Source organism: Bacillus cereus group sp. RP32, assembly GCF_040459735.1.
Taxonomy (GTDB): Bacteria; Bacillota; Bacilli; order Bacillales; family Bacillaceae_G; genus Bacillus_A; species Bacillus_A wiedmannii.
The window spans coordinates 142,387-160,670 of the sequence record NZ_JARVHO010000002.1; the positions used below are offsets into that span (position 1 = coordinate 142,387).

An 18,284-nucleotide genomic window follows, 5' to 3' on the forward strand; every position below is an offset into this window, starting at 1 on the left:
TGGGGTGATTCAATACATGCCAAAGTTAGATGTAGAGGGATGTAGTCTTTATTACATAGTAAAAGGAGAAGGGACTCCTATCATTTTTATTCACCCACCTACACTTACCTGTGAAAATTTTGAATATCAGATAGAAGAATTATCTAGAAATTTTAAAGTAATCGCTTTTGATGTTAGAGGACATGGGAACAGTCAGAGTTCAAGTCAGCCAATTACGTATTCACTAATTGCTAAAGATATAAAGAGTTTACTGGAATATTTGGAAATAAAAAAGTCTTTTGTATGTGGGTATTCAACAGGAAGCTCAGTTGCCTTGGAATTTTTATTAACATATCCCGAAAATAGTTTAGGGGGAATTCTAATAGGTGGAATGTCAGAAGTGCGTCAAGGATATTTAAAAAATAAGATTTCTCTTGGAGTCCAATTAGCGAAAGCAAGAGCAATTTCATTTTTAGCATTTGCCATTTCGTGGGGGAATTCTAATACAAAAAAATTATTTAAAACAATGTTTCGAGAAGCTCGGAAAGGTAATGGGAAAAATATCGAACAATATTATCGCTATAGTTTGCACTATAATTGTACCAATCGCCTTAAAGACATTCATCTACCTATGTTATTGGTTTATGGACAAAATGACAAAACTTTTTATAGTCATGCAAACTTATTACATGAAGAATTGCCATGTAATGAATTAAAATTTATTACGGGTGCAAAACATCAAATACCAACAAAAGCGGCTACCGAGTTAAATCAAATGATTGAGCAGTTTGTTTGTACTCATTCTAAGGTGCCTAAAGAAGCTCTTAAATCATAAAGTATTATCTCAAATCTAAAAGGGATTTATAATTAATATTTTCAAAAAGGATAACGGGATGAGTTTTGTTTCTAACTTAAAAAATTATGATTAACAGTAGATCAATTAGAAATGAAATCGTGGAAACAGGGGATTTTCGAAAATTGAAGATGAAAAAAGCAACCCATGTACGTAATGGACAATGAAGGTATGAGTTAAAAGAAGATAAATAAAAAATTAACAAGTGGAGATGTCGAAAAACTAATTCGGGTCACCATATTCAAAAAAGAGAATTGTACGTATTAAAACAGATTAGCCGATTTCCTGTAAAATAAGGAACCGGCTAATTGCTTTTTTATGGGGTTGTTGTCTTTTAATAGTGACAGTTATTAGTTTGGATTACTTTGTTTCTTTTGTGTGTTAGGCGTAATTTCATCAGCAAACTCCATATTTGCCAAATTTACTTTGGATGGAATAAATGTTCTTGTTTTATTTTGAAAACCTTGAAACGTATGTTTTATAGGTCTCATCATACTTGAATTACGTGTTGCTAATACACCCAAAACTGTTCCTAGCCCTAATAAAGAAGCCCAAATCCATCCTTTATTGTTCTTCTTTTTATTTCCGAATAGTTTAAAAATTTGTTGAGTTATTTTTCCAGAATTGAATAATGACATCAAGAAGTTAAGAATATTCATTTTTGTCCCCCTTGTAAAGAATCGTAAAAAGAAACGCTAGTTTCAATTCCACATGATTTATGTTGTTCTATTTTATAGAAATTTATGATGCCAACTTATACTAATAATTCTTGACTTTCAAACCGGAAATTCCTAATATTACCCACTTGTTTTTTACTGAAATACGAAAAATAGTTTTATAAAAAAATCAAAAAGGGACTGAAAAGTTATGTATTATTAGATTGGAAATTTATCAATTCTTTTTCAATAGTCGGTTATGTAATGTCGAAAGGGTGAGTAACGTAAGAATCGAGCCTACTAAGGCAAGTGACATATCCCATTGTGCATCCCATATATCGCCTTGCATACCTAAAAAGTCTTTTGCTGTTGTTCCTCCCTTTGCTATTTTAAAAGCTAACCATTCGATGATTTCGTATAATACAGCAATAGCAAGTGAAATACTTATGCTAATCGTAACTAACCAAGGGCCTTCGGTAAGTTGGGGTTTTCGTAATAAGATTTCTCTTATGACAATGATAAACAAGCCTTTTATCAAATGTCCAAATCGATCGTAGTGATTTCGCTTTAACTCAAAAAAATCTTGTATCGAATTAAATAGAGGCACCTCTGAGTATGTGTAATGGCCTCCGACAAACATTATAATGGACAACGTTGTAATAATTATATATGAGAGAGTGGTGAGACGAAACTTATTGTACGTTGCAATTACAATGAATAAACCGAAAATAGCAGGAATAGCTTCTGCTGCCCATGTCGAGTATTTTGCAGGGTTAATAACAGACCATATAAAAACAGCGATAACAACCAATAATAAAAATAGGTGAATCACTGCACGTTTGTTTCTTATCACTTTTTTCACTCCTATCGAAAGTATTTTAGCTTAAAGTATTTGAAAAACACACTTTCGTATACAGAATAATTATGATTTTTAACTGTATTTTCCATTTTAAGGTAGGCTTACAGATATCTAAGAGTCCTGTTTTTTCGATAATTAGATTTAATTCTTATTGGATGTATAGGAAAAAAATAATGAAAAAACTTTAGCATATTCTTTTTTTTAAAGTAGATGATAATAGCATAAATATTTAATTGAAAGGAGCAATAATCTCGTGAAGAAAAGAAAATACTTACTTGCTTTTATGTCTACTGTTTTATCTGTAGGTTTGTTATGTGGTTGCAATGGCGTTGATGAAGATGAGCCAGATCCAACAGAAGAACCTTCTGAAGAAATTAGAGAAAATAACAATCAATAATAGGATATAATATAAGATTTATCATTAACGTACTGTTAGCTCATAAATATAAAATAGTCTACTTGAAGTAGAACAATATATATAGTGATTTAATGGAATAGAACAAGTAAAAAACACCTCTTACTATCGTATTTATTTAAATACGATAGTAAGAGGTGTTTTTAGTTATAATAGTAGCATTTCAAAACTCGTGCACTTTTTGTTCTTTCTAACGATCATCATTCTACCATGCTATTTCATTATATGTATCTAGATTATACAACAAAAATTTTAATATAGAACGCCACAAGGCTTTTATTATTTAAAGGTGCTTACTTATACGCAATTTTAAGAATTTGTATAATATTCATTGTGATGTCAATAATGGATATGGAATGAAAGGATGATAAGCATGAAGTGGCTTGTAATTGGGATCGGGATTCTGTTATTGATTATTTTGTTTATGTTGTTTTTGAAAATATCTTTGAAAGTTACTTTCTTATATACAGAAATAGAGAAACAATGTTTACTACAAGTTAAAATATGGAAATTTAAATATACGTTTGATGTATTAGAAAGAATAGAAAAACAGCAAAAAAAGACTGGACAAAAAATTGAAAAAGCAGAAGAAGAGGGCGGTATTGAAAATAAAGTAATGGCACAGATTGATAGTATTGGAGAGATAGTAAAAAAGTTGCAAGAGATTCATTCTGTACTTAAAAAAAATCTAAAAAAAGTTAAAATCAATCAATGGAGATGGCATTCACAAATTGGAACAGGGGACGCAGCTAGTACTGGAATCATAACAGGTTTTGCGTGGTCAATAAAAGGAATGGTTGTCGGAGTTGCTGGAGAATATATGCATATTATTGATATACCAGAGCTTGAAATTACGCCTGTATTTCAAGGGAAAGGTTTTGCATCTAGGTGTGAATTAACAGCGTCATTTCATATTTATCGTTCAATAATAACTGTATTTATGTTACTTATATTCATGAAAAAACAACAATCTGTTAGTACAGAAAAATCTGTTCAAACATAAAGTACTTTGAATTATTTTATGTTTCATTTCAAGGAAGTGAAACAAACATTTTATGGGGAGATATAAAATGTTTGTTTTTAGGAATTCCTCAGGAGGTAAATTAATTAGTCGGATTGATCTTAATTTTGATGTCTCTACTATTACTCATTGAATTGAAATTTATACAATGCTACTACCTGATTTGGCATTAATTTCAAACGGAGCGTATAGTCTTTTAACGGGAGGCTTTCAAAATAAGACAATGAATCTGTTTGGAGTATCTTTATAACACTAGTTGTTACAGAAAAAGTAAAGTTAACTTATAATAACATCGTTTATGGTGTATTAGAGTTAAAAGAAAAATACGTACCAAATAAAGTTGAAGAAGTAAATAAGGCGTTTCAAACAACAGATTCTCAACACCATGGAGTAAAAATAACGTATACCTGGCAAGGTCAGTTCATTAATAAAAATCCCTCCGAAAAATAAAAGCTTTAGGTAATTCTACAAAGCGCTCTCATAAACAAGGGAAGAATTTAAAAATGAAAATTGGAATACGATTATAGGATTTCAAACAAGAAACTCAGCTCATATAGCACATGAGTATATTCAAAAAACTGCACTTGAAATAGTTGATGAATCAAATTCAGATGATATTCAGTAGAAATTAGAATGAAAAGCTAAGAGGTTATATAGACTTATTGCAATTGTCCGGAAGCTTTTGCATCATACATGTAATAGTCTCCAAAGTTTTACAGATAGGATAATCTATTTATTAATATTGAATTATTTTTCCGTTGATGTTTGCACAAGACATATGTATAATTTAAATCGTAATCATTACGATTTAAATGGAGGTTTTATAATGAAAATTGCATTTACAAAGAAGATAGGTATATTAACTATTAGTTCAATGTTAGTATTAGTAGGCTGTCAGACTTCAAGTTCATCTAAAAAGCAAGAGCAAACATCTGAAAGTCATACACACGAAAATGAACACGATCACAGTCATGCTCATGATGAAGCAACAGAAAAAATTTATGAAGGGTATTTCGAAGACAACCAAGTGAAGGATCGATCACTCTCCGATTGGAAAGGAGACTGGCAATCGGTATATCCATATTTACAAGATGGAACGCTTGATGAGGTATTTGCTTACAAAGCGAAACATAAAGGTAAAATGTCAGCCAAAGAATATAAGGAGTATTATAATGAAGGATATCAAACAGATGTGAACCGTATCGTGATTCAAGGAGATACTGTAACATTCTACAAAAACAAAGAAGAATACTCTGGTAAGTATATCTATGATGGGTACAAAATTTTAACATATAATGCAGGGAATAGAGGTGTAAGATACATATTTAAACTAGCAGAAAAAACAGAAGGAGTTCCTCAGTATATTCAATTTAGTGATCATGGTATTTATCCGAATAAAGCTGATCACTATCACTTGTATTGGGGTGACAATCGTGAAGCTTTATTCGATGAAGTCATACACTGGACTACCTACTACCCATTGGATATGAATGGACATGATATTGCGCACGAGATGATGGCGCATTAAATTAGGAGTCACCATGATTATTTCTTTGAACAATATATAAAATTCAAAGGTTATCAGTCTAGAATTGCATTGTTTAATACTCAAAAGTTAACTATAAAAATACTCTTTTATAATAACAAGTGATTTATACATGTTTTTGGTAGATATTTTAGTAAATGTACTAAATCAAATAAATTGAGAAAAGTAATCCTACACTTCGGTAAACGGGCTTGTAAAGATACGATTGCAATAGAATTGTTCGTGGAAGTAGGGTATTCACCTAACGTGAAATCAACTGAACTAAAAGCAGAAGAAATTCGTTTAATTACTAATATCAACTAGAAAATGAAACAAGTGGTAAACCGTATATACGTATAATGCATCTAATCCCTAAAAATTCATATTTTTGGGGATTTTTCTTTAAATAAATTATATTCTTTCGAATTTATTTATTTGGTTTAACATTAGGTTAAAAAATACATTATTTTGAATAGGTTTTTGGGTGAAAAATTGCTCAAAGAATGTTTTAGGTGTTGATCTATAACAAAGACAGTCTTGCCTTATATACATTAAATTATTAGTTCTTAATATATATCCCGCCCATATATTAATAGTGTATATTTTCAACAAATTTTGAGTGCATAAACTAAACTTTTCAACTCTAATTTCTTAAAAGAAAAAAGGAAAGGTACTGTAATAAAAATTCATTATATTAAGGGGGATAAAATATGGCTTATCTTTCTTTATATTCCAATAACTATCCGAACATGTATATTCGTGAATTAACTGGTTTAGGAGAACTTACTACAATTCAAACCGAAAATGACCAAATGGAAGCTTCATTTGAGTGGACAGGTGCTTGGAGATATGGGGAGAGTGGACAACTTCGTTTAATGATCAATCCATTAATTGTTTTACGACACTTACCCGAAGATAACTTTCGTATCCATTTTAGTTATTACGGACCTGCCTTAAATCCAGAAGCAGAACCGAAAGTACGCGCAGACTCTACCTTCATCTTAGAACCTGGACTTATAGATCCAAATCAGTATTCATTTCGTTCGTCTAATTATCCTAATCGTTACATTCGTCACCGAGATTTTCATCTATATACTGAACCCATAAATCAATACCCAGATCATCAATATGCAACATTTAGAAGAGCCCTTCCATTATATCAACCTAGATATTGATAACTTCATTAGTAACATTCCCCCCACTTTTTGTTAAATTATATAGTGTATTAAAAAGAGAAAAAGTTTATTTAACTTCCTATATCATCGAATCTTATATTAAAAAAACAGTTCCAAAAGAGCTGTTTTTTTAGTTTCTTTTTTTATAGGCAATAGAACAATTATGTATGGACAATATACACAAACATAAACAATTTAATACAATCTTAGTAATTTAAAAAACATTTCTGAGGAGGAAAATTATTGGCTCATCCATCCATCAATTATAGAGAACTTATAAACAGTTATTCAGACATTGAACGACATAAAGAATGCATAGCAAATGAGTTAAGGTATTACTATTCAAATGTAACTAATCATGTCCGCGCAGTTACCTGCTTAACCAATGATGATCATACAATTGTTATTATGCATTTAAGAATTGATCAATACCGATTTTACGAAGTTGTAGTTGTTACTGGTCCAGATTATAATAAAATAACAAACGAAATAATTCCACGGGTTTGGAGCTTAATCAGTAGAGCTACTAATATTTGTGGTTAATTATAAAATTTATCTTAAATATATCTACTTAAACTATAGACATTTTAATTTTTAAAAAAAGACTGTTACAACACTTTTTTTAATTCAACTAAAAAAATTAAGTTCAATAAACAGCTAAAAGGATCTTGGAATCAAAGATCCTTTTTTCATACCAATAATGAGACGTTATATTAACCTGACATGTATGGAATATACAACCAAAATCAAACAACATATTACTTCTTTTAAATGGTAAAATAGGGAAAAAGGAGGTTCTAAATTATGCCTTTAGAAAACTCTATTTATTACATAGGAGTTGCTATTATTTTAGTGATCATCGGTGCACTGTTTGGGGGGATTATACGTATAATTCAGCATACCAGCAATCGCAACAAACAAGATCCAGTTGAGCAAAAATTAGATAGGGTTATTCAACTGTTAGAAAAACAAAATAAAGATTGACTCTCTCTCCAAAAAGGAGAGGTTTGAAATAACTTCCACTAACGAATTTTACGTTAACTAGTCTCTTTTGTAGGGGCTAGTTTTTTTGCTTAGCGTGTTTTTTTCTAAAATGCTGACGATACCCCATGCCCATCAAGCTAGGCTTATATAAGATTTCACGTGAGATTTTTTCTTTTTTCTAAAGATCCAGTGTAAGTTCTTTAAAGATTTGCATACCAAATAAACCCTATCGGGTTTCAATTTTTTGAATTACGCTACATGATTGTGAGACATAGAAAAGTTGTATACGACGCCTAAGATATCAAAGACTGTTTTCTTCTCATACCTATGGGATTTTCGTCCGTTTTTCTGTAAGAGATTAAACAGACGTAACAATATCTTTGTTAATTCTTGGGTGTTTTTTTGTAAAGTTTGATAAATAAGTGGAAAATAATCTTTTATGATATAAACCGCTTTATATTCGCTTAGTTCTCGTTTCTTCTTGATGAGGAGTAATTGGCGCATTTGAAACATGGTGGAAGAACAAAGAAGGATGCTAATTAGTTGTCCATATAAATGACACTCTAGCCGTTCTAATTTCACAGAATTACAGTGATGAATACGAAAAAATGATTTCCACGTTTTAAAAATAAGTTCAATTTGCCATCGTAAAGAGTAGAAATCGTATACTTGTTCCTTTGGTAGGTATTCCAAAGGAATATTTGTAATGTAAAAGTTAATTGCACTAAGCCGTTTACTGCGTTCTTTATAGGTAATTTGCTTCTTATGTTCTTTAGATGCTAAATCCTTTTGTCTACGTTTCATTTGCGTTTCAGTCAATTTATACAGAATTAGTCTTGCAGGAAGCTTTTGATACATTCCAATATAAATCTCAGGAATTTCATATGTTTCCCCTGACTGTAATTGCTCCATATCTAATTGGATGTACTCAGATTGCTTTTTTATTGTTCCATTTTGAAAGTATTCAGGTTCTTTATTCTTCTGATATATACGTGTATTGAGCTTTAATCTTGAAATAAAATAAGCATTACACTCTTCTATAGTATGTAAGTCTTTTAAATCAAAGTATCCTAAATCACGTATACATACATCGTTTGGTTGAAGCGACGCTAAACAAGTAGAACCATACGTTTTATCATTGTGCTTTCCTGATCCTACATGAACATGTAGAAATTGACCACTTAATAAATCATATTCTAGTTGGATTTTCACGCCAGCATTTTGACCATTACAACCTGAACCTTGATATGTAGAAGTGAATTTATCCGGAATCTGAAAATGTGTAGAATCCAACACACGAATACGCCGAAAATAATTTGTATACAAAGTTGGAATCTTGTTAGAAGAACAAAATTGTTGGTGAAGTAAATGTGCTAAGAGTTGTTGCTAAAACTGAACAGCTTGAGAATTAAAACGTTGATTGAGTCCTTCTGGACTCATAGAAATGCCTGTGTTAGCTTCTAATCGACTACATAATTGTGCCAATGAAGTATGAGCTATATTTTGGCTTAACCAAACACAAAGGGCTACTAAATCTTGTGCACGATATTTACTTTTTCGTCGAACAAATCCTATCTCTCTAGCTATCTGCTCTAGGGTATTTGGTTACATATGCCGTTGTAATTCTTCGGAAAATAATTGTAGTTTATCAGAAACCGAAACGTTCATATAACAACTCCATCCTTTCTGTATATTTCTACAAAAATGATATTACACTACTACTAAAGATGTATGGAATTTTAATACTTTTATTGGATTCAATATTATTTTTTAATTGATATATTAATATTCAAGAACAGAAAGTAAGGGAGAAAATCAAATGATTAAAGGGCTGTATGAAGCACATTTACCAGTTAGTAATTTAAAATCGTCAATAAAATTTTACGAAAATCTTGGTTTGGAGTTCAACCATAGTGTAGAGGATAAAATAGCTTTTCTATGGATTGAAAAAGACAAAAGTTGGTTAGGATTATGGGAAACCGATAAAGTAGAACTTGAATATCATCCATCTATAAGACATATAGCATTTCAAGTCACTTTGGATGATTTGAAGAATTCGGTGAAATGGCTTAAAGACAAAGGGTATGAACCGAGGGAAGCATTTGGATTTGAGCCACATGAACCCTTTGTAATGGCTCATAACGATTATGCCCATGCTAAAATTCATTTTAATGACCCAGATGGAAATAGTTTAGAACTTATTTGTAAGCTTGAAAATCCACATAAGATTACAAAAAGAATGTATTTGAGTGAGTGGGAAAAGTATTTGGAGAATAAAGATTTATCATAATAAGTGAGAAGGAGAGTAAGTATGCACTTTCGTCTGGAGCTATTTGTCGAAGATTTACAAAAATCTATTAGGTTTTATGAGGAAATCCTTGGTCTGGCATTCTCAAAAAAGAATGAGACTGGTGCGATGGTTAAACTAGAGGATTTTGCTTTATTACTAACTCCTGATTATATTCTTAATGAAAATCATTATTTAAAAAAGGGAGGTCTTAATCCAAAAGGTAAGGGTGTTGAGGTTATCATAGTTTTTGATAATATCGAACAATTATACCAACATGTATTAGAAAAAGATTATCCAGTAGAATCTAACCTTAAAACTCAATCTTGGGGAATGAAGGATTTCCGTATTGTAGACCCTGATGGTTATTATTTAAGGTTAACTTCATATTGAATTTTTTCCTATTCGAAGTGATTACAAACCAACATTTAGATTTAAATAACTGTATTGTCACTTTACATTTCTCGTTTTGGGGACACTTCAAAATACTAGCTTGATGGGCATCGGGCGGTACCCCTCTTAGGTTGATGGGAGTATGGTGCTACTCCATTAAAAAATAGTAAAAGCCGGAAAGTATTTTTATACTCCCCGGCCTTAATATAAACAGATTAAGAATTTGAAACCTTATTTGCTAAGCATAATTTTCTCAAGTTCATCTAACATTTTGTTAGCTGCAATTACACCACCAGCAGTATTCCAAACTGCATCACTAACTTCATGTGCATTTCCATTTTTAACAGCATTTAGATTTTTCCAAAGAGGATCGCTTGTCATTTCTTTTGCTTTATCTAAAGCTTTTTGATCATTTTCTGGAGCATATGTAAAGTAAAAAAGAACATCTCCATCCATTTTAGGAATCATTTCTTTTCCTACATCTATAGCAAGGTTGCCAAATTTACTGTTAGCAGTAAACAGCTCTTTTTGCTGTTTCACACGTTTAAAACCTAATTGATCAAAAATAACTCCAGAAAAAGAATCTGTGTAATAAATACGAGAAGTTCCAGCCATGAAACGGACAACAGAAACTTCTTGATTTACTTTATCACCTAATTTTTGTTTTACACCTTCTAGGTGTGCATCAAATTTGCTTAATACTTTGTTGCCTTCTTCTTCACGATTTAAAGCTTTTGCATATAATTTAAAGTTTTCCTTCCAATCGCCTCCTAGTGTATCTGAAAATACTGTTGGAGCAATTGCGCTTAATTTATCGTACACCTTTTCTTGGCGTACCTTATTACCAATAATTAAATCAGGTTTTAAAGATGCAATTTTCTCTAAGTTGACTTCATGTTCAACCCCTACAACTTCAACGGCTTTCATATCGCTTTTAATATGATCGTACCATGGATCTCCTAGCCAAGATTTCACAGCACCAACAGGCTTTACTCCCATGGATAAAATCGCTTCTGTTCCTTCGTTAGTTAAAACAACAACGCGTTTAGGATTTTTTGTGATCTTTGTTTCACCCATAGCATGTTTAACTGTATAACCTTGTTCTTTGTTTGATTTTGACTCTGTTTTTTCTTTTGACACTTCATTGCTACCACAAGCAGCTATGAACACTAAGAAAAGAGCCGACAATAAAGTAAGTGTCGTCTTTAAATATGTACGCATAGTAAGTCCCCCGATAAGTTCAATAATGATTTTCATTATTAATAATGCTTTATAGATTAATAAACTGTCAATGGTATTTTGTCAGATGTTTAGAACATACATTGAAATATCTGACAAAAAATAAGAAATCCAGCTAGAGGGGATCTCGTCCATCGCCATCAAGTTAAGAAATACATTCTTCCCCAAAACAAAAAAATGAGCTGAATTCTTATAAATAACTGTAGAAATATAAAATTTTCGTTTTGGAGTATTTGCTTTTCTTAGGTTGATGGTGATGTGGTGCCCCTCCATATAGACATATAATTATTTACTTATGATATGATTTTAAAAAGTGCTTAAGAATTATTTATTAAAAAGAATGGGGGGACAGGCTTGTTAGATCAATTGCTAATTGTAGGTATATATCTTTTGATAATTTACATGTGCACATATGTTACACTCGAATATCAGAAAAATAAAATTAGTAAGCAGCATTTTCTGATATGGTTAATATTTATCTTTTTAACAGGACTTATAGGATTTATCATTTATATCTTTTGGGATAAGAAAAAAAGTACAAATTTTAAATAAGGAAATTCAATGTAAAGATTCTGTAAAGGCGAGAGTTTTCAGTTGAACATATAAGTAAATAGTTATATACTTATTTCGAAAGTGAGAATAAAGTAACTTGAAGGAATAATACATTTTATTTTCACACAATATATAAGTATATGCTTATGTAATTATAATGAGGTAGGTGTAGATATGGAAAAAACAGTTGTAGAGGTAACAAGAGCATCCCAATTACTGAAACTATTAGGAGATAAAACAAGATTAACAATTGTATCAATCCTTAAACAACGTGAATGCTGTGTCTGTGAGCTTCTCGAAGTATTTGATATGAGCCAACCTTCTATCAGTCAGCATCTTCGCAAGTTAAAGGATTTAGGTTTAGTACAGGAAGAGCGTAGAGGTCAGTGGATTTATTACTCTTTAAATCAAGCAAGTGATTTATACACGCTTTTAGAAGATATTTTAGCGCATGTACCAGACCAAACAGAGAAAATTAAACAAATTGTGAAGAGCAATCCTACACTGCGGTGTGGTTGTTAATAAATAGTTAGAAAGGGAAGTGAGAAGGATGAGCAACACGGGGAAAAAACGTCTGTCTTTCCTAGATCGATATCTAACCCTATGGATTTTTCTTGCGATGGCAGTAGGGATTGGAGTTGGATATCTATCACCTGGATTCGTTGATGGAATGAATAGTTTACAGGTAGGAACAACGTCTATTCCACTTGCGATTGGTCTAATTTTAATGATGTACCCACCGCTTGCAAAAGTTCGTTACGAAGAGATGGGGCGCGTTTTTAAAGATGTAAAAGTATTAGTGTTGTCACTGGTGCAAAACTGGATTATTGGTCCTGTTTTGATGTTTGCTTTGGCTGTTATATTCTTACCAGATAAGCCAGAATATATGGTGGGCTTAATCATGATAGGTTTAGCTCGTTGTATTGCGATGGTTATTGTATGGAATGACTTAGCGAAAGGTGATACAGAATATGCGGCAGGATTAGTAGCATTTAACTCTGTATTCCAAATGCTATTTTTCTCAGTATATGCTTATGTGTTTGTAACAGTTATTCCAGAATGGTTAGGAATTGAAGGTGCTGTTGTAGATATAACAATGGCTGAGGTTGCAAAATCAGTGTTTATATATTTAGGAATTCCATTCATCGCAGGAATGCTAACACGCTTGATCTTTGTAAAAACGAAAGGACGAGAATGGTATGAAAAAGTATTCATTCCAAAGATTAGTCCAATTACTTTAATTGCATTACTATTTACAATCATTGTGATGTTCTCTCTTAAAGGAGAAGTGATTGTTAGCGTACCATTTGATGTTGTACGTATTGCAATTCCATTACTTATCTATTTTGTAATCATGTTCTTTGTCTCTTTCTTTATGGGCAAAAAAATTGGTGCAAGTTACGGAGTATCAACAACATTAGCATTTACGGCTGGAAGTAATAACTTTGAATTAGCGATTGCAGTAGCTGTAGGTGTATTTGGAATTCAGTCAGGTGCAGCGTTTGCAGCAGTTATCGGACCTTTAGTCGAAGTTCCAGTTATGATAGCTCTTGTAAATGTAGCACTTTGGTTCCAGCGCAAATACTTTCAAACACAATAATAATAAACATTCATAATAAAGGTGGAATTATCATGGAAAACAAAAAAACAATTTACTTTTTATGCACAGGAAACTCATGTCGTAGCCAAATGGCAGAAGCTTGGGGTAAAAAATATCTAGGTGACAAATGGAATGTACTTTCTGCTGGTATTGAGGCACACGGAGTAAATCCGAATGCAATTAAAGCAATGAAAGAAGTAGACATTGATATTACGGACCAAACATCGGATATCATCGATCGTGACATTTTAGATAAAGCAGATCTAGTTGTAACACTTTGTGGTCATGCAAATGACGTATGTCCAACAACACCACCTCATGTAAAACGAGTTCACTGGGGATTTGATGATCCAGCGGGTCAAGAATGGTCTGTATTCCAAAGAGTTCGTGATGAAATTGGCGCACGCATTAAAAAGTATGCTGAAACAGGAGAATAATTGAAAACAAAATAGGCCGAGAATTCTTTCTCGGCTTTTTTATAAAGAAGGGGAGAAATCAGAGATGAAAAAGATTGAAATTTTTGATCCTGCAATGTGTTGTTCTACTGGAGTTTGCGGTCCAAGTGTTGATCCAGAGTTAATTCGTATTTCAGTTGCTGTTAACAACTTGAAGAATAAAGGAATTGATGTGACTCGTTATAATTTGGCAAGTGAACCAAATGCATTTGCCAATAATGATGTTATTAGTCAACTATTAACAGATAAAGGACCAGACGTGTTACCTGTAACTTTGGTGGATGGAAAAATAGTAAAAGAAAAAAATCACCTGACAAATGAAGAACTTACACAATTAACAGATGTAACAGAAGAAGAGTTGAGTCAAAAGCCAGTCGTACGTTTAAAGTTAAACGTGAAAAAATAGAGAAAGAAGTGAAAGGCAATGACAAACTTATATAACCCAAACACAATAGTATTCACACCATTTTTATTCTTTACTGGTAAAGGCGGAGTAGGAAAAACATCTACTGCATGTGCAACAGCTATTACATTAGCTGATATGGGGAAACAAGTTTTATTAATAAGTACTGACCCAGCTTCTAATTTACAAGATGTGTTCGAAATAGAACTTACGAATAAACCGAAAGAAATTCCAAGTGTTCCGAATCTACAAGTAGCAAACTTAGATCCTGAAACAGCAGCACATGAATATAAAGAACGTGTTGTTGGTCCATACCGTGGAAAGCTCCCTGATGCTGTTATTGCAACGATGGAAGAGCAATTATCTGGTGCTTGCACAGTAGAAATGGCTGCATTTGATGAATTCTCTACGTTACTTACGAATAAAGAATTAACATCAAAATTCGATCACATTATATTTGATACAGCACCAACAGGTCATACGTTACGTCTTCTTCAACTTCCTACGGCTTGGAGTGGTTTCCTGGAAGAAAGTACTCATGGGGCTTCTTGTTTAGGACCATTAGCAGGACTTGGTGATAAAAAAGAGTTATATAGTCAAACGGTTCAGGCGCTATCTAATCCGAACCAAACGATGTTATTACTTGTTACACGACCAGATAGTTCTCCATTACAAGAAGCAGAACGAGCAGCACATGAATTAAAAGAAATTGGTGTTAGTAATCAATTTCTACTTGTAAATGGGATTTTGAAAGGCTATATGCAAAATGATAATGTCTCAAATGCACTGTTTAAGAGACAATCACGCGCGTTAGAAAACATGGCAGAAGCATTAAAAAATCTTCCTACTTATGAAATTCCATTAGTACCGTTTAATGTTACTGGGATAGAAAATATGAGAAAACTGGTTCAACCAATGGAGAATCTCTCGATTTCGGGTGAAGAAACAAATACTGTCTCTATTCCTTCACTTCAGACATTGATTACTAATCTTTCAGAATCAGGAAAACGAGTTATTTTTACAATGGGAAAAGGTGGTGTCGGAAAGACTACGGTAGCTTCAGCAATTGCAGTAGGTCTGGCGGAAAAAGGACACCATGTACACCTAACTACAACTGATCCCGCAGCACATATTGATTATGTCATGCATGGAGAACAAGGAAATATTACGATAAGTCGAATTGATCCAAAAGTAGAAGTTGAAAACTATCGTAAGGAAGTCATAGAGCAAGCAAAAGATACAGTTGATGAAGAAGGTTTAGCGTATCTTGAAGAGGACTTACGTTCTCCTTGTACGGAAGAGATTGCAGTCTTTCGTGCTTTGGCCGATATTGTTGAAAGAGCGAATGATGAAATTGTAGTAATTGATACAGCACCAACAGGTCATACATTATTGTTACTAGATGCAGCACAAACGTATCATAAGGAAATTGCACGTTCTACGGGTGAAGTACCACAGTCTGTGAAAAATTTATTACCACGTTTGCGTAATCCAGAAGAAACAAGCGTTGTAATTGTAACACTTGCAGAAGCAACACCAGTTCATGAAGCAAGCCGTCTACAAGAAGACTTAAAACGTGCGGATATTACTCCGAAATGGTGGGTTATCAATCAAAGTTTTTACGCAACACATACAAGTGACTTCGTGTTAAGAGGAAGAGCGCAGTCCGAAATACAGTGGATTCAAGAAGTGCAAAAGGAATCACAAAATAACTGTGTTATCATCCCTTGGCAGTCGGAAGATATTGTAGGGTATGAGAAGCTTAAAGAGTTAGTAAAATAAAACATTTTAATTAGTTATTGTGAAGGGGAGAAATAAAAATGAATATTACAGATAAAGCAAAAGAGTTTATTGAAACTGCAATGAAAGAAAACGGTGTTACAACATTACGTTTTACATTTGATGGTGCTGGATGCTGTGGTCCTAGCTACGGTATTAATTTAGGCGAAGCAGAAGAAAGTGATATCACAGAAACAGTAAACGGTGTTCAAGTCGCAATGGATCCAAAGGTAGCAGAAATCGTTAATACTTTAACATTAGACTATGTAGAAGACCAACAAGGCGCAGGACTTGTTATCAGTGGTGGATCTAACTGCTGCTAAGTAATAATTGAAGGAGAATAGCAAACATGACTAACTATCACGAACTCGTAAAAGGAAAAGTATATATTGGTGGAGTAGACGCTATACAAGAAGCAGTAAAAAAACATGGGGTTACAGAGGTGTTTGATTTACGTGCTGGAGGAGAAGAGCCAGAAGGGTTTCCTGCTGGAACTAAGCGTCATGCTTATCCAATCGTAGAAGGTGCAGAAGGACAAGATGAATCAGTAAGAAACGCAATTGCAGCGGTCAAGGAAGCTGTTGAACAAGATAAAAAAGTGTTTTTCCATTGTTCTGGTGGACGTAATCGTACAGGTACAGTTGCTACAGGATTGTTAGTAGAATTAGGGCATGCATCTAACGTGGAAGAAGCTGAACAAAAAGCAAAAGAAATCCGTTCAAGCATTAATATCAAACCAGAAATGAAACAAGTGTTAAACCGTTTATACGTATGATACATCTAATCCCTAAAAATTCATATTTTTGGGGATTTTTCTTTGAATGCATTATATTCTTTCAAAATTATTTATTTGGTTTAACATTAGGTTAAATGGATATTATATAAATCTAAAAAATTTTAGTTTAGATTTTCTTGTCCCAACTAAGTCCCCGACATGAAACTCTAAACTAAAATCTCATGAACAAACATTGATAAATGACCATTATCAAAAATTTTGTAGGAATTTTCTTGTCTCGGCAAAAGGACAAGAAAGTCTAAAATTTTTGACCATGAGACAAGAAACTTTATACTTCTTAACCAGTAATAATATAATATTCATGCTATAAGCCATGATTTAAGCAAACGTATTTGTAAGCTGTTCATGCTTCGAGGTACCTACTTTTAGAATTATGAGTGCTGGGACAGATAAATATCTTTTTAAATTTATAGGAAAAGATACATTTTAATTAGGAGAAGAAACAATTCCGGGTTCTGGTGAAAAAAATCTCTTAAACTTGGACATACTGATAGTACTACTCTACAAAAGGTGTGTGATCAGTATGGAAAAGGAGAATTTGTTCAAATGGAATCATTATCAGCCGGAACTAATCTTATTAACAGTAAGGTGGTACCAACGGTACAATTTGAGCTTTCGTAACCTGGTGGAAATGATGGAAGAAAGAGGATTATCAATTGCTCACACAACGATTATGCGCTGGGTTCATCAATATGGACCTCAACTAGAAGAGAAAGTACGACATCATCTTAAGTCAACAAATGACTCGTGGAGAGTTGATGAAACATATATCAAAATAAAAGGTCAATGGATGTACCTATATCGTGCTGTTGATTCAAAAGGAAATACAATTGATTTTCATTTAAGCAAAACAAGAGATCATAGGGCTGCAAAGCGTTTTTCAAGAAAGCTTTGCAGTCTTTTCATGTTTCAAAGCCCCGTGTGATTACAGTAGACAAAAACCCGGCCTATCCTATAGCGATTGAAGAGTTGAAGAAAGAGAAAAAGATGCCTGTAGGCATCCAAATAAGGCAGGTAAAATACCTTAATAACATTGTAGAGCAAGATCATCGTTTTATTAAAAAGAGAGTTCGTTCAATGTTAGGATTTAAGTCTTTTCGTACAGCTAAATCTATTCTTTCAGGAATAGAAGCGATGCATATCATTAAAAAAGGCCAACTTATTTTACGGGACAAGTCTGTCCAAAATGGAATGAAGTTTATTCATCAACTATTCGGAATGGCTGCATAAGAATAGATTCCATTAGGAATCTATATACCTCTTTCGAATAAATGCAATCTTTGCACCAGAACCGGTTATTGGGACTAACAAAT

At 32.9% G+C, this 18,284-nt stretch carries 20 protein-coding genes and 3 pseudogenes; 19 read left to right on the forward strand and 4 right to left on the reverse strand.

Going from position 1 to position 18,284, the window contains the following annotated elements; all coding sequences use genetic code 11:
- The first annotated feature begins 16 nt into the window (after positions 1 to 16).
- Entirely contained in the window at positions 17 to 814 is a 798-nt protein-coding gene (locus QCI46_RS28135; RefSeq protein ID WP_353842003.1) for an alpha/beta fold hydrolase, read from the forward strand.
- 368 nt (positions 815 to 1,182) lie between these two features.
- Here the strand turns inward: QCI46_RS28135 and QCI46_RS28140 are convergent, their stop codons facing one another.
- Both QCI46_RS28140 and QCI46_RS28145 read right to left on the reverse strand, forming a co-directional pair.
- Positions 1,183 to 1,491: a hypothetical protein gene (locus QCI46_RS28140; RefSeq protein ID WP_353842004.1), complete on the reverse strand. Its 309-nt coding sequence runs from the start codon at positions 1,489 to 1,491 to the stop codon at positions 1,183 to 1,185.
- 232 nt (positions 1,492 to 1,723) lie between these two features.
- Positions 1,724 to 2,341 carry a DUF2238 domain-containing protein gene (locus QCI46_RS28145; RefSeq protein ID WP_353842005.1) on the reverse strand — a complete coding sequence of 206 codons (618 nt, stop codon included), beginning with the start codon at positions 2,339 to 2,341 and terminating at the stop codon, positions 1,724 to 1,726.
- A 259-nt stretch (positions 2,342 to 2,600) separates the two neighbouring features.
- On the opposite strand from QCI46_RS28145, the gene QCI46_RS28150 reads away from it, so the two are divergent.
- The 8 genes and pseudogenes from QCI46_RS28150 (at position 2,601) to QCI46_RS28185 (ending at position 7,467) form a co-directional block, all read left to right on the forward strand.
- Positions 2,601 to 2,744, forward strand: a complete 144-nt coding sequence (locus tag QCI46_RS28150) for a hypothetical protein (protein ID WP_000746489.1) — start codon at positions 2,601 to 2,603, stop codon at positions 2,742 to 2,744.
- A 382-nt stretch (positions 2,745 to 3,126) separates the two neighbouring features.
- The gene (locus tag QCI46_RS28155; RefSeq protein WP_353842006.1) at positions 3,127 to 3,765 is read left to right on the forward strand and encodes a DUF2953 domain-containing protein; all 639 of its coding nucleotides are present in this window, start codon (positions 3,127 to 3,129) and stop codon (positions 3,763 to 3,765) included.
- Between the two features lie 264 nt (positions 3,766 to 4,029).
- Positions 4,030 to 4,233, forward strand: coding sequence for a hypothetical protein (locus tag QCI46_RS28160; RefSeq protein WP_353842118.1), 204 nt, complete (start codon positions 4,030 to 4,032; stop codon positions 4,231 to 4,233).
- Positions 4,234 to 4,279: 46 nt separating this feature from the next.
- Positions 4,280 to 4,408, forward strand: a pseudogene (gene sat / locus QCI46_RS28165) (sulfate adenylyltransferase); the annotation flags it as partial.
- A gap of 201 nt (positions 4,409 to 4,609) precedes the next feature.
- Positions 4,610 to 5,311: a ZinT family metal-binding protein gene (locus QCI46_RS28170; RefSeq protein ID WP_353842007.1), complete on the forward strand. Its 702-nt coding sequence runs from the start codon at positions 4,610 to 4,612 to the stop codon at positions 5,309 to 5,311.
- Positions 5,312 to 6,018: 707 nt separating this feature from the next.
- Positions 6,019 to 6,483 (forward strand): AbfB domain-containing protein, encoded by a 465-nt coding sequence (locus QCI46_RS28175; protein ID WP_199670317.1) that lies wholly within the window; start codon positions 6,019 to 6,021, stop codon positions 6,481 to 6,483.
- Between the two features lie 243 nt (positions 6,484 to 6,726).
- Complete coding sequence (locus tag QCI46_RS28180) at positions 6,727 to 7,026, forward strand: hypothetical protein (RefSeq protein ID WP_199670316.1); 300 nt, start codon at positions 6,727 to 6,729, stop codon at positions 7,024 to 7,026.
- Between the two features lie 261 nt (positions 7,027 to 7,287).
- The gene (locus tag QCI46_RS28185; RefSeq protein ID WP_199670315.1) at positions 7,288 to 7,467 is read left to right on the forward strand and encodes a DUF4083 family protein; all 180 of its coding nucleotides are present in this window, start codon (positions 7,288 to 7,290) and stop codon (positions 7,465 to 7,467) included.
- A 249-nt stretch (positions 7,468 to 7,716) separates the two neighbouring features.
- On the opposite strand, the pseudogene QCI46_RS28190 reads toward QCI46_RS28185, so the two are convergent.
- Positions 7,717 to 9,135 (reverse strand): annotated as a pseudogene (locus QCI46_RS28190) (IS4 family transposase).
- 151 nt (positions 9,136 to 9,286) lie between these two features.
- Between QCI46_RS28190 and QCI46_RS28195 the strand changes: the two are divergent.
- Positions 9,287 to 9,757, forward strand: a complete 471-nt coding sequence (locus tag QCI46_RS28195; RefSeq protein WP_151616877.1) for a VOC family protein — start codon at positions 9,287 to 9,289, stop codon at positions 9,755 to 9,757.
- A 21-nt stretch (positions 9,758 to 9,778) separates the two neighbouring features.
- Positions 9,779 to 10,147: a VOC family protein gene (locus QCI46_RS28200; RefSeq protein ID WP_199670314.1), complete on the forward strand. Its 369-nt coding sequence runs from the start codon at positions 9,779 to 9,781 to the stop codon at positions 10,145 to 10,147.
- Between the two features lie 231 nt (positions 10,148 to 10,378).
- Here QCI46_RS28200 and QCI46_RS28205 read toward each other — a convergent pair whose 3' ends face one another.
- On the reverse strand, positions 10,379 to 11,368 hold the full coding sequence (locus tag QCI46_RS28205) for an ABC transporter substrate-binding protein (RefSeq protein WP_353842008.1): 990 nt from the start codon (positions 11,366 to 11,368) through the stop codon (positions 10,379 to 10,381).
- A gap of 744 nt (positions 11,369 to 12,112) precedes the next feature.
- Between QCI46_RS28205 and QCI46_RS28210 the strand changes: the two genes are divergently transcribed.
- The 8 genes and pseudogenes from QCI46_RS28210 (at position 12,113) to QCI46_RS28245 (ending at position 18,201) form a co-directional block, all read left to right on the forward strand.
- Entirely contained in the window at positions 12,113 to 12,460 is a 348-nt protein-coding gene (locus QCI46_RS28210; protein WP_000416313.1) for an ArsR/SmtB family transcription factor, read from the forward strand.
- A gap of 28 nt (positions 12,461 to 12,488) precedes the next feature.
- The gene (gene arsB, locus QCI46_RS28215; protein ID WP_000072357.1) at positions 12,489 to 13,538 is read left to right on the forward strand and encodes an ACR3 family arsenite efflux transporter; all 1,050 of its coding nucleotides are present in this window, start codon (positions 12,489 to 12,491) and stop codon (positions 13,536 to 13,538) included.
- Positions 13,539 to 13,570: 32 nt separating this feature from the next.
- Positions 13,571 to 13,975: an arsenate reductase (thioredoxin) gene (arsC, locus tag QCI46_RS28220; protein ID WP_000428327.1), complete on the forward strand. Its 405-nt coding sequence runs from the start codon at positions 13,571 to 13,573 to the stop codon at positions 13,973 to 13,975.
- Between the two features lie 64 nt (positions 13,976 to 14,039).
- Complete coding sequence (gene arsD / locus QCI46_RS28225) at positions 14,040 to 14,399, forward strand: arsenite efflux transporter metallochaperone ArsD (protein WP_353842009.1); 360 nt, start codon at positions 14,040 to 14,042, stop codon at positions 14,397 to 14,399.
- A gap of 18 nt (positions 14,400 to 14,417) precedes the next feature.
- Entirely contained in the window at positions 14,418 to 16,178 is a 1,761-nt protein-coding gene (gene arsA, locus QCI46_RS28230) for an arsenical pump-driving ATPase (RefSeq protein WP_353842010.1), read from the forward strand.
- A 38-nt stretch (positions 16,179 to 16,216) separates the two neighbouring features.
- Positions 16,217 to 16,498, forward strand: coding sequence for a HesB/IscA family protein (locus tag QCI46_RS28235; RefSeq protein ID WP_330939464.1), 282 nt, complete (start codon positions 16,217 to 16,219; stop codon positions 16,496 to 16,498).
- A gap of 26 nt (positions 16,499 to 16,524) precedes the next feature.
- Positions 16,525 to 16,950, forward strand: coding sequence for a protein-tyrosine phosphatase family protein (locus QCI46_RS28240; RefSeq protein ID WP_353842011.1), 426 nt, complete (start codon positions 16,525 to 16,527; stop codon positions 16,948 to 16,950).
- A gap of 544 nt (positions 16,951 to 17,494) precedes the next feature.
- Positions 17,495 to 18,201, forward strand: a pseudogene (locus QCI46_RS28245) (IS6 family transposase).
- Positions 18,202 to 18,284 lie beyond the last annotated feature (83 nt).

Bases quoted from the DNA above. Each gene is read 5' to 3' on its own strand.
- QCI46_RS28200 (WP_199670314.1), top strand. From the start codon at position 9,779: ATGCACTTTCGTCTGGAGCTATTTGTCGAAGATTTACAAAAATCTATT.
- QCI46_RS28135 (WP_353842003.1), top strand. From the start codon at position 17: ATGCCAAAGTTAGATGTAGAGGGATGTAGTCTTTATTACATAGTAAAA.
- QCI46_RS28170 (WP_353842007.1), top strand. From the start codon at position 4,610: ATGAAAATTGCATTTACAAAGAAGATAGGTATATTAACTATTAGTTCA.
- QCI46_RS28175 (WP_199670317.1), top strand. From the start codon at position 6,019: ATGGCTTATCTTTCTTTATATTCCAATAACTATCCGAACATGTATATT.
- arsA (WP_353842010.1), top strand. From the start codon at position 14,418: ATGACAAACTTATATAACCCAAACACAATAGTATTCACACCATTTTTA.
- QCI46_RS28155 (WP_353842006.1), top strand. From the start codon at position 3,127: ATGATAAGCATGAAGTGGCTTGTAATTGGGATCGGGATTCTGTTATTG.
- arsC (WP_000428327.1), top strand. From the start codon at position 13,571: ATGGAAAACAAAAAAACAATTTACTTTTTATGCACAGGAAACTCATGT.
- QCI46_RS28235 (WP_330939464.1), top strand. From the start codon at position 16,217: ATGAATATTACAGATAAAGCAAAAGAGTTTATTGAAACTGCAATGAAA.
- QCI46_RS28140 (WP_353842004.1), bottom strand. From the start codon at position 1,491: ATGAATATTCTTAACTTCTTGATGTCATTATTCAATTCTGGAAAAATA.
- arsD (WP_353842009.1), top strand. From the start codon at position 14,040: ATGAAAAAGATTGAAATTTTTGATCCTGCAATGTGTTGTTCTACTGGA.
- QCI46_RS28205 (WP_353842008.1), bottom strand. From the start codon at position 11,368: ATGCGTACATATTTAAAGACGACACTTACTTTATTGTCGGCTCTTTTC.
- arsB (WP_000072357.1), top strand. From the start codon at position 12,489: ATGAGCAACACGGGGAAAAAACGTCTGTCTTTCCTAGATCGATATCTA.
- QCI46_RS28240 (WP_353842011.1), top strand. From the start codon at position 16,525: ATGACTAACTATCACGAACTCGTAAAAGGAAAAGTATATATTGGTGGA.
- QCI46_RS28210 (WP_000416313.1), top strand. From the start codon at position 12,113: ATGGAAAAAACAGTTGTAGAGGTAACAAGAGCATCCCAATTACTGAAA.
- QCI46_RS28195 (WP_151616877.1), top strand. From the start codon at position 9,287: ATGATTAAAGGGCTGTATGAAGCACATTTACCAGTTAGTAATTTAAAA.
- QCI46_RS28185 (WP_199670315.1), top strand. From the start codon at position 7,288: ATGCCTTTAGAAAACTCTATTTATTACATAGGAGTTGCTATTATTTTA.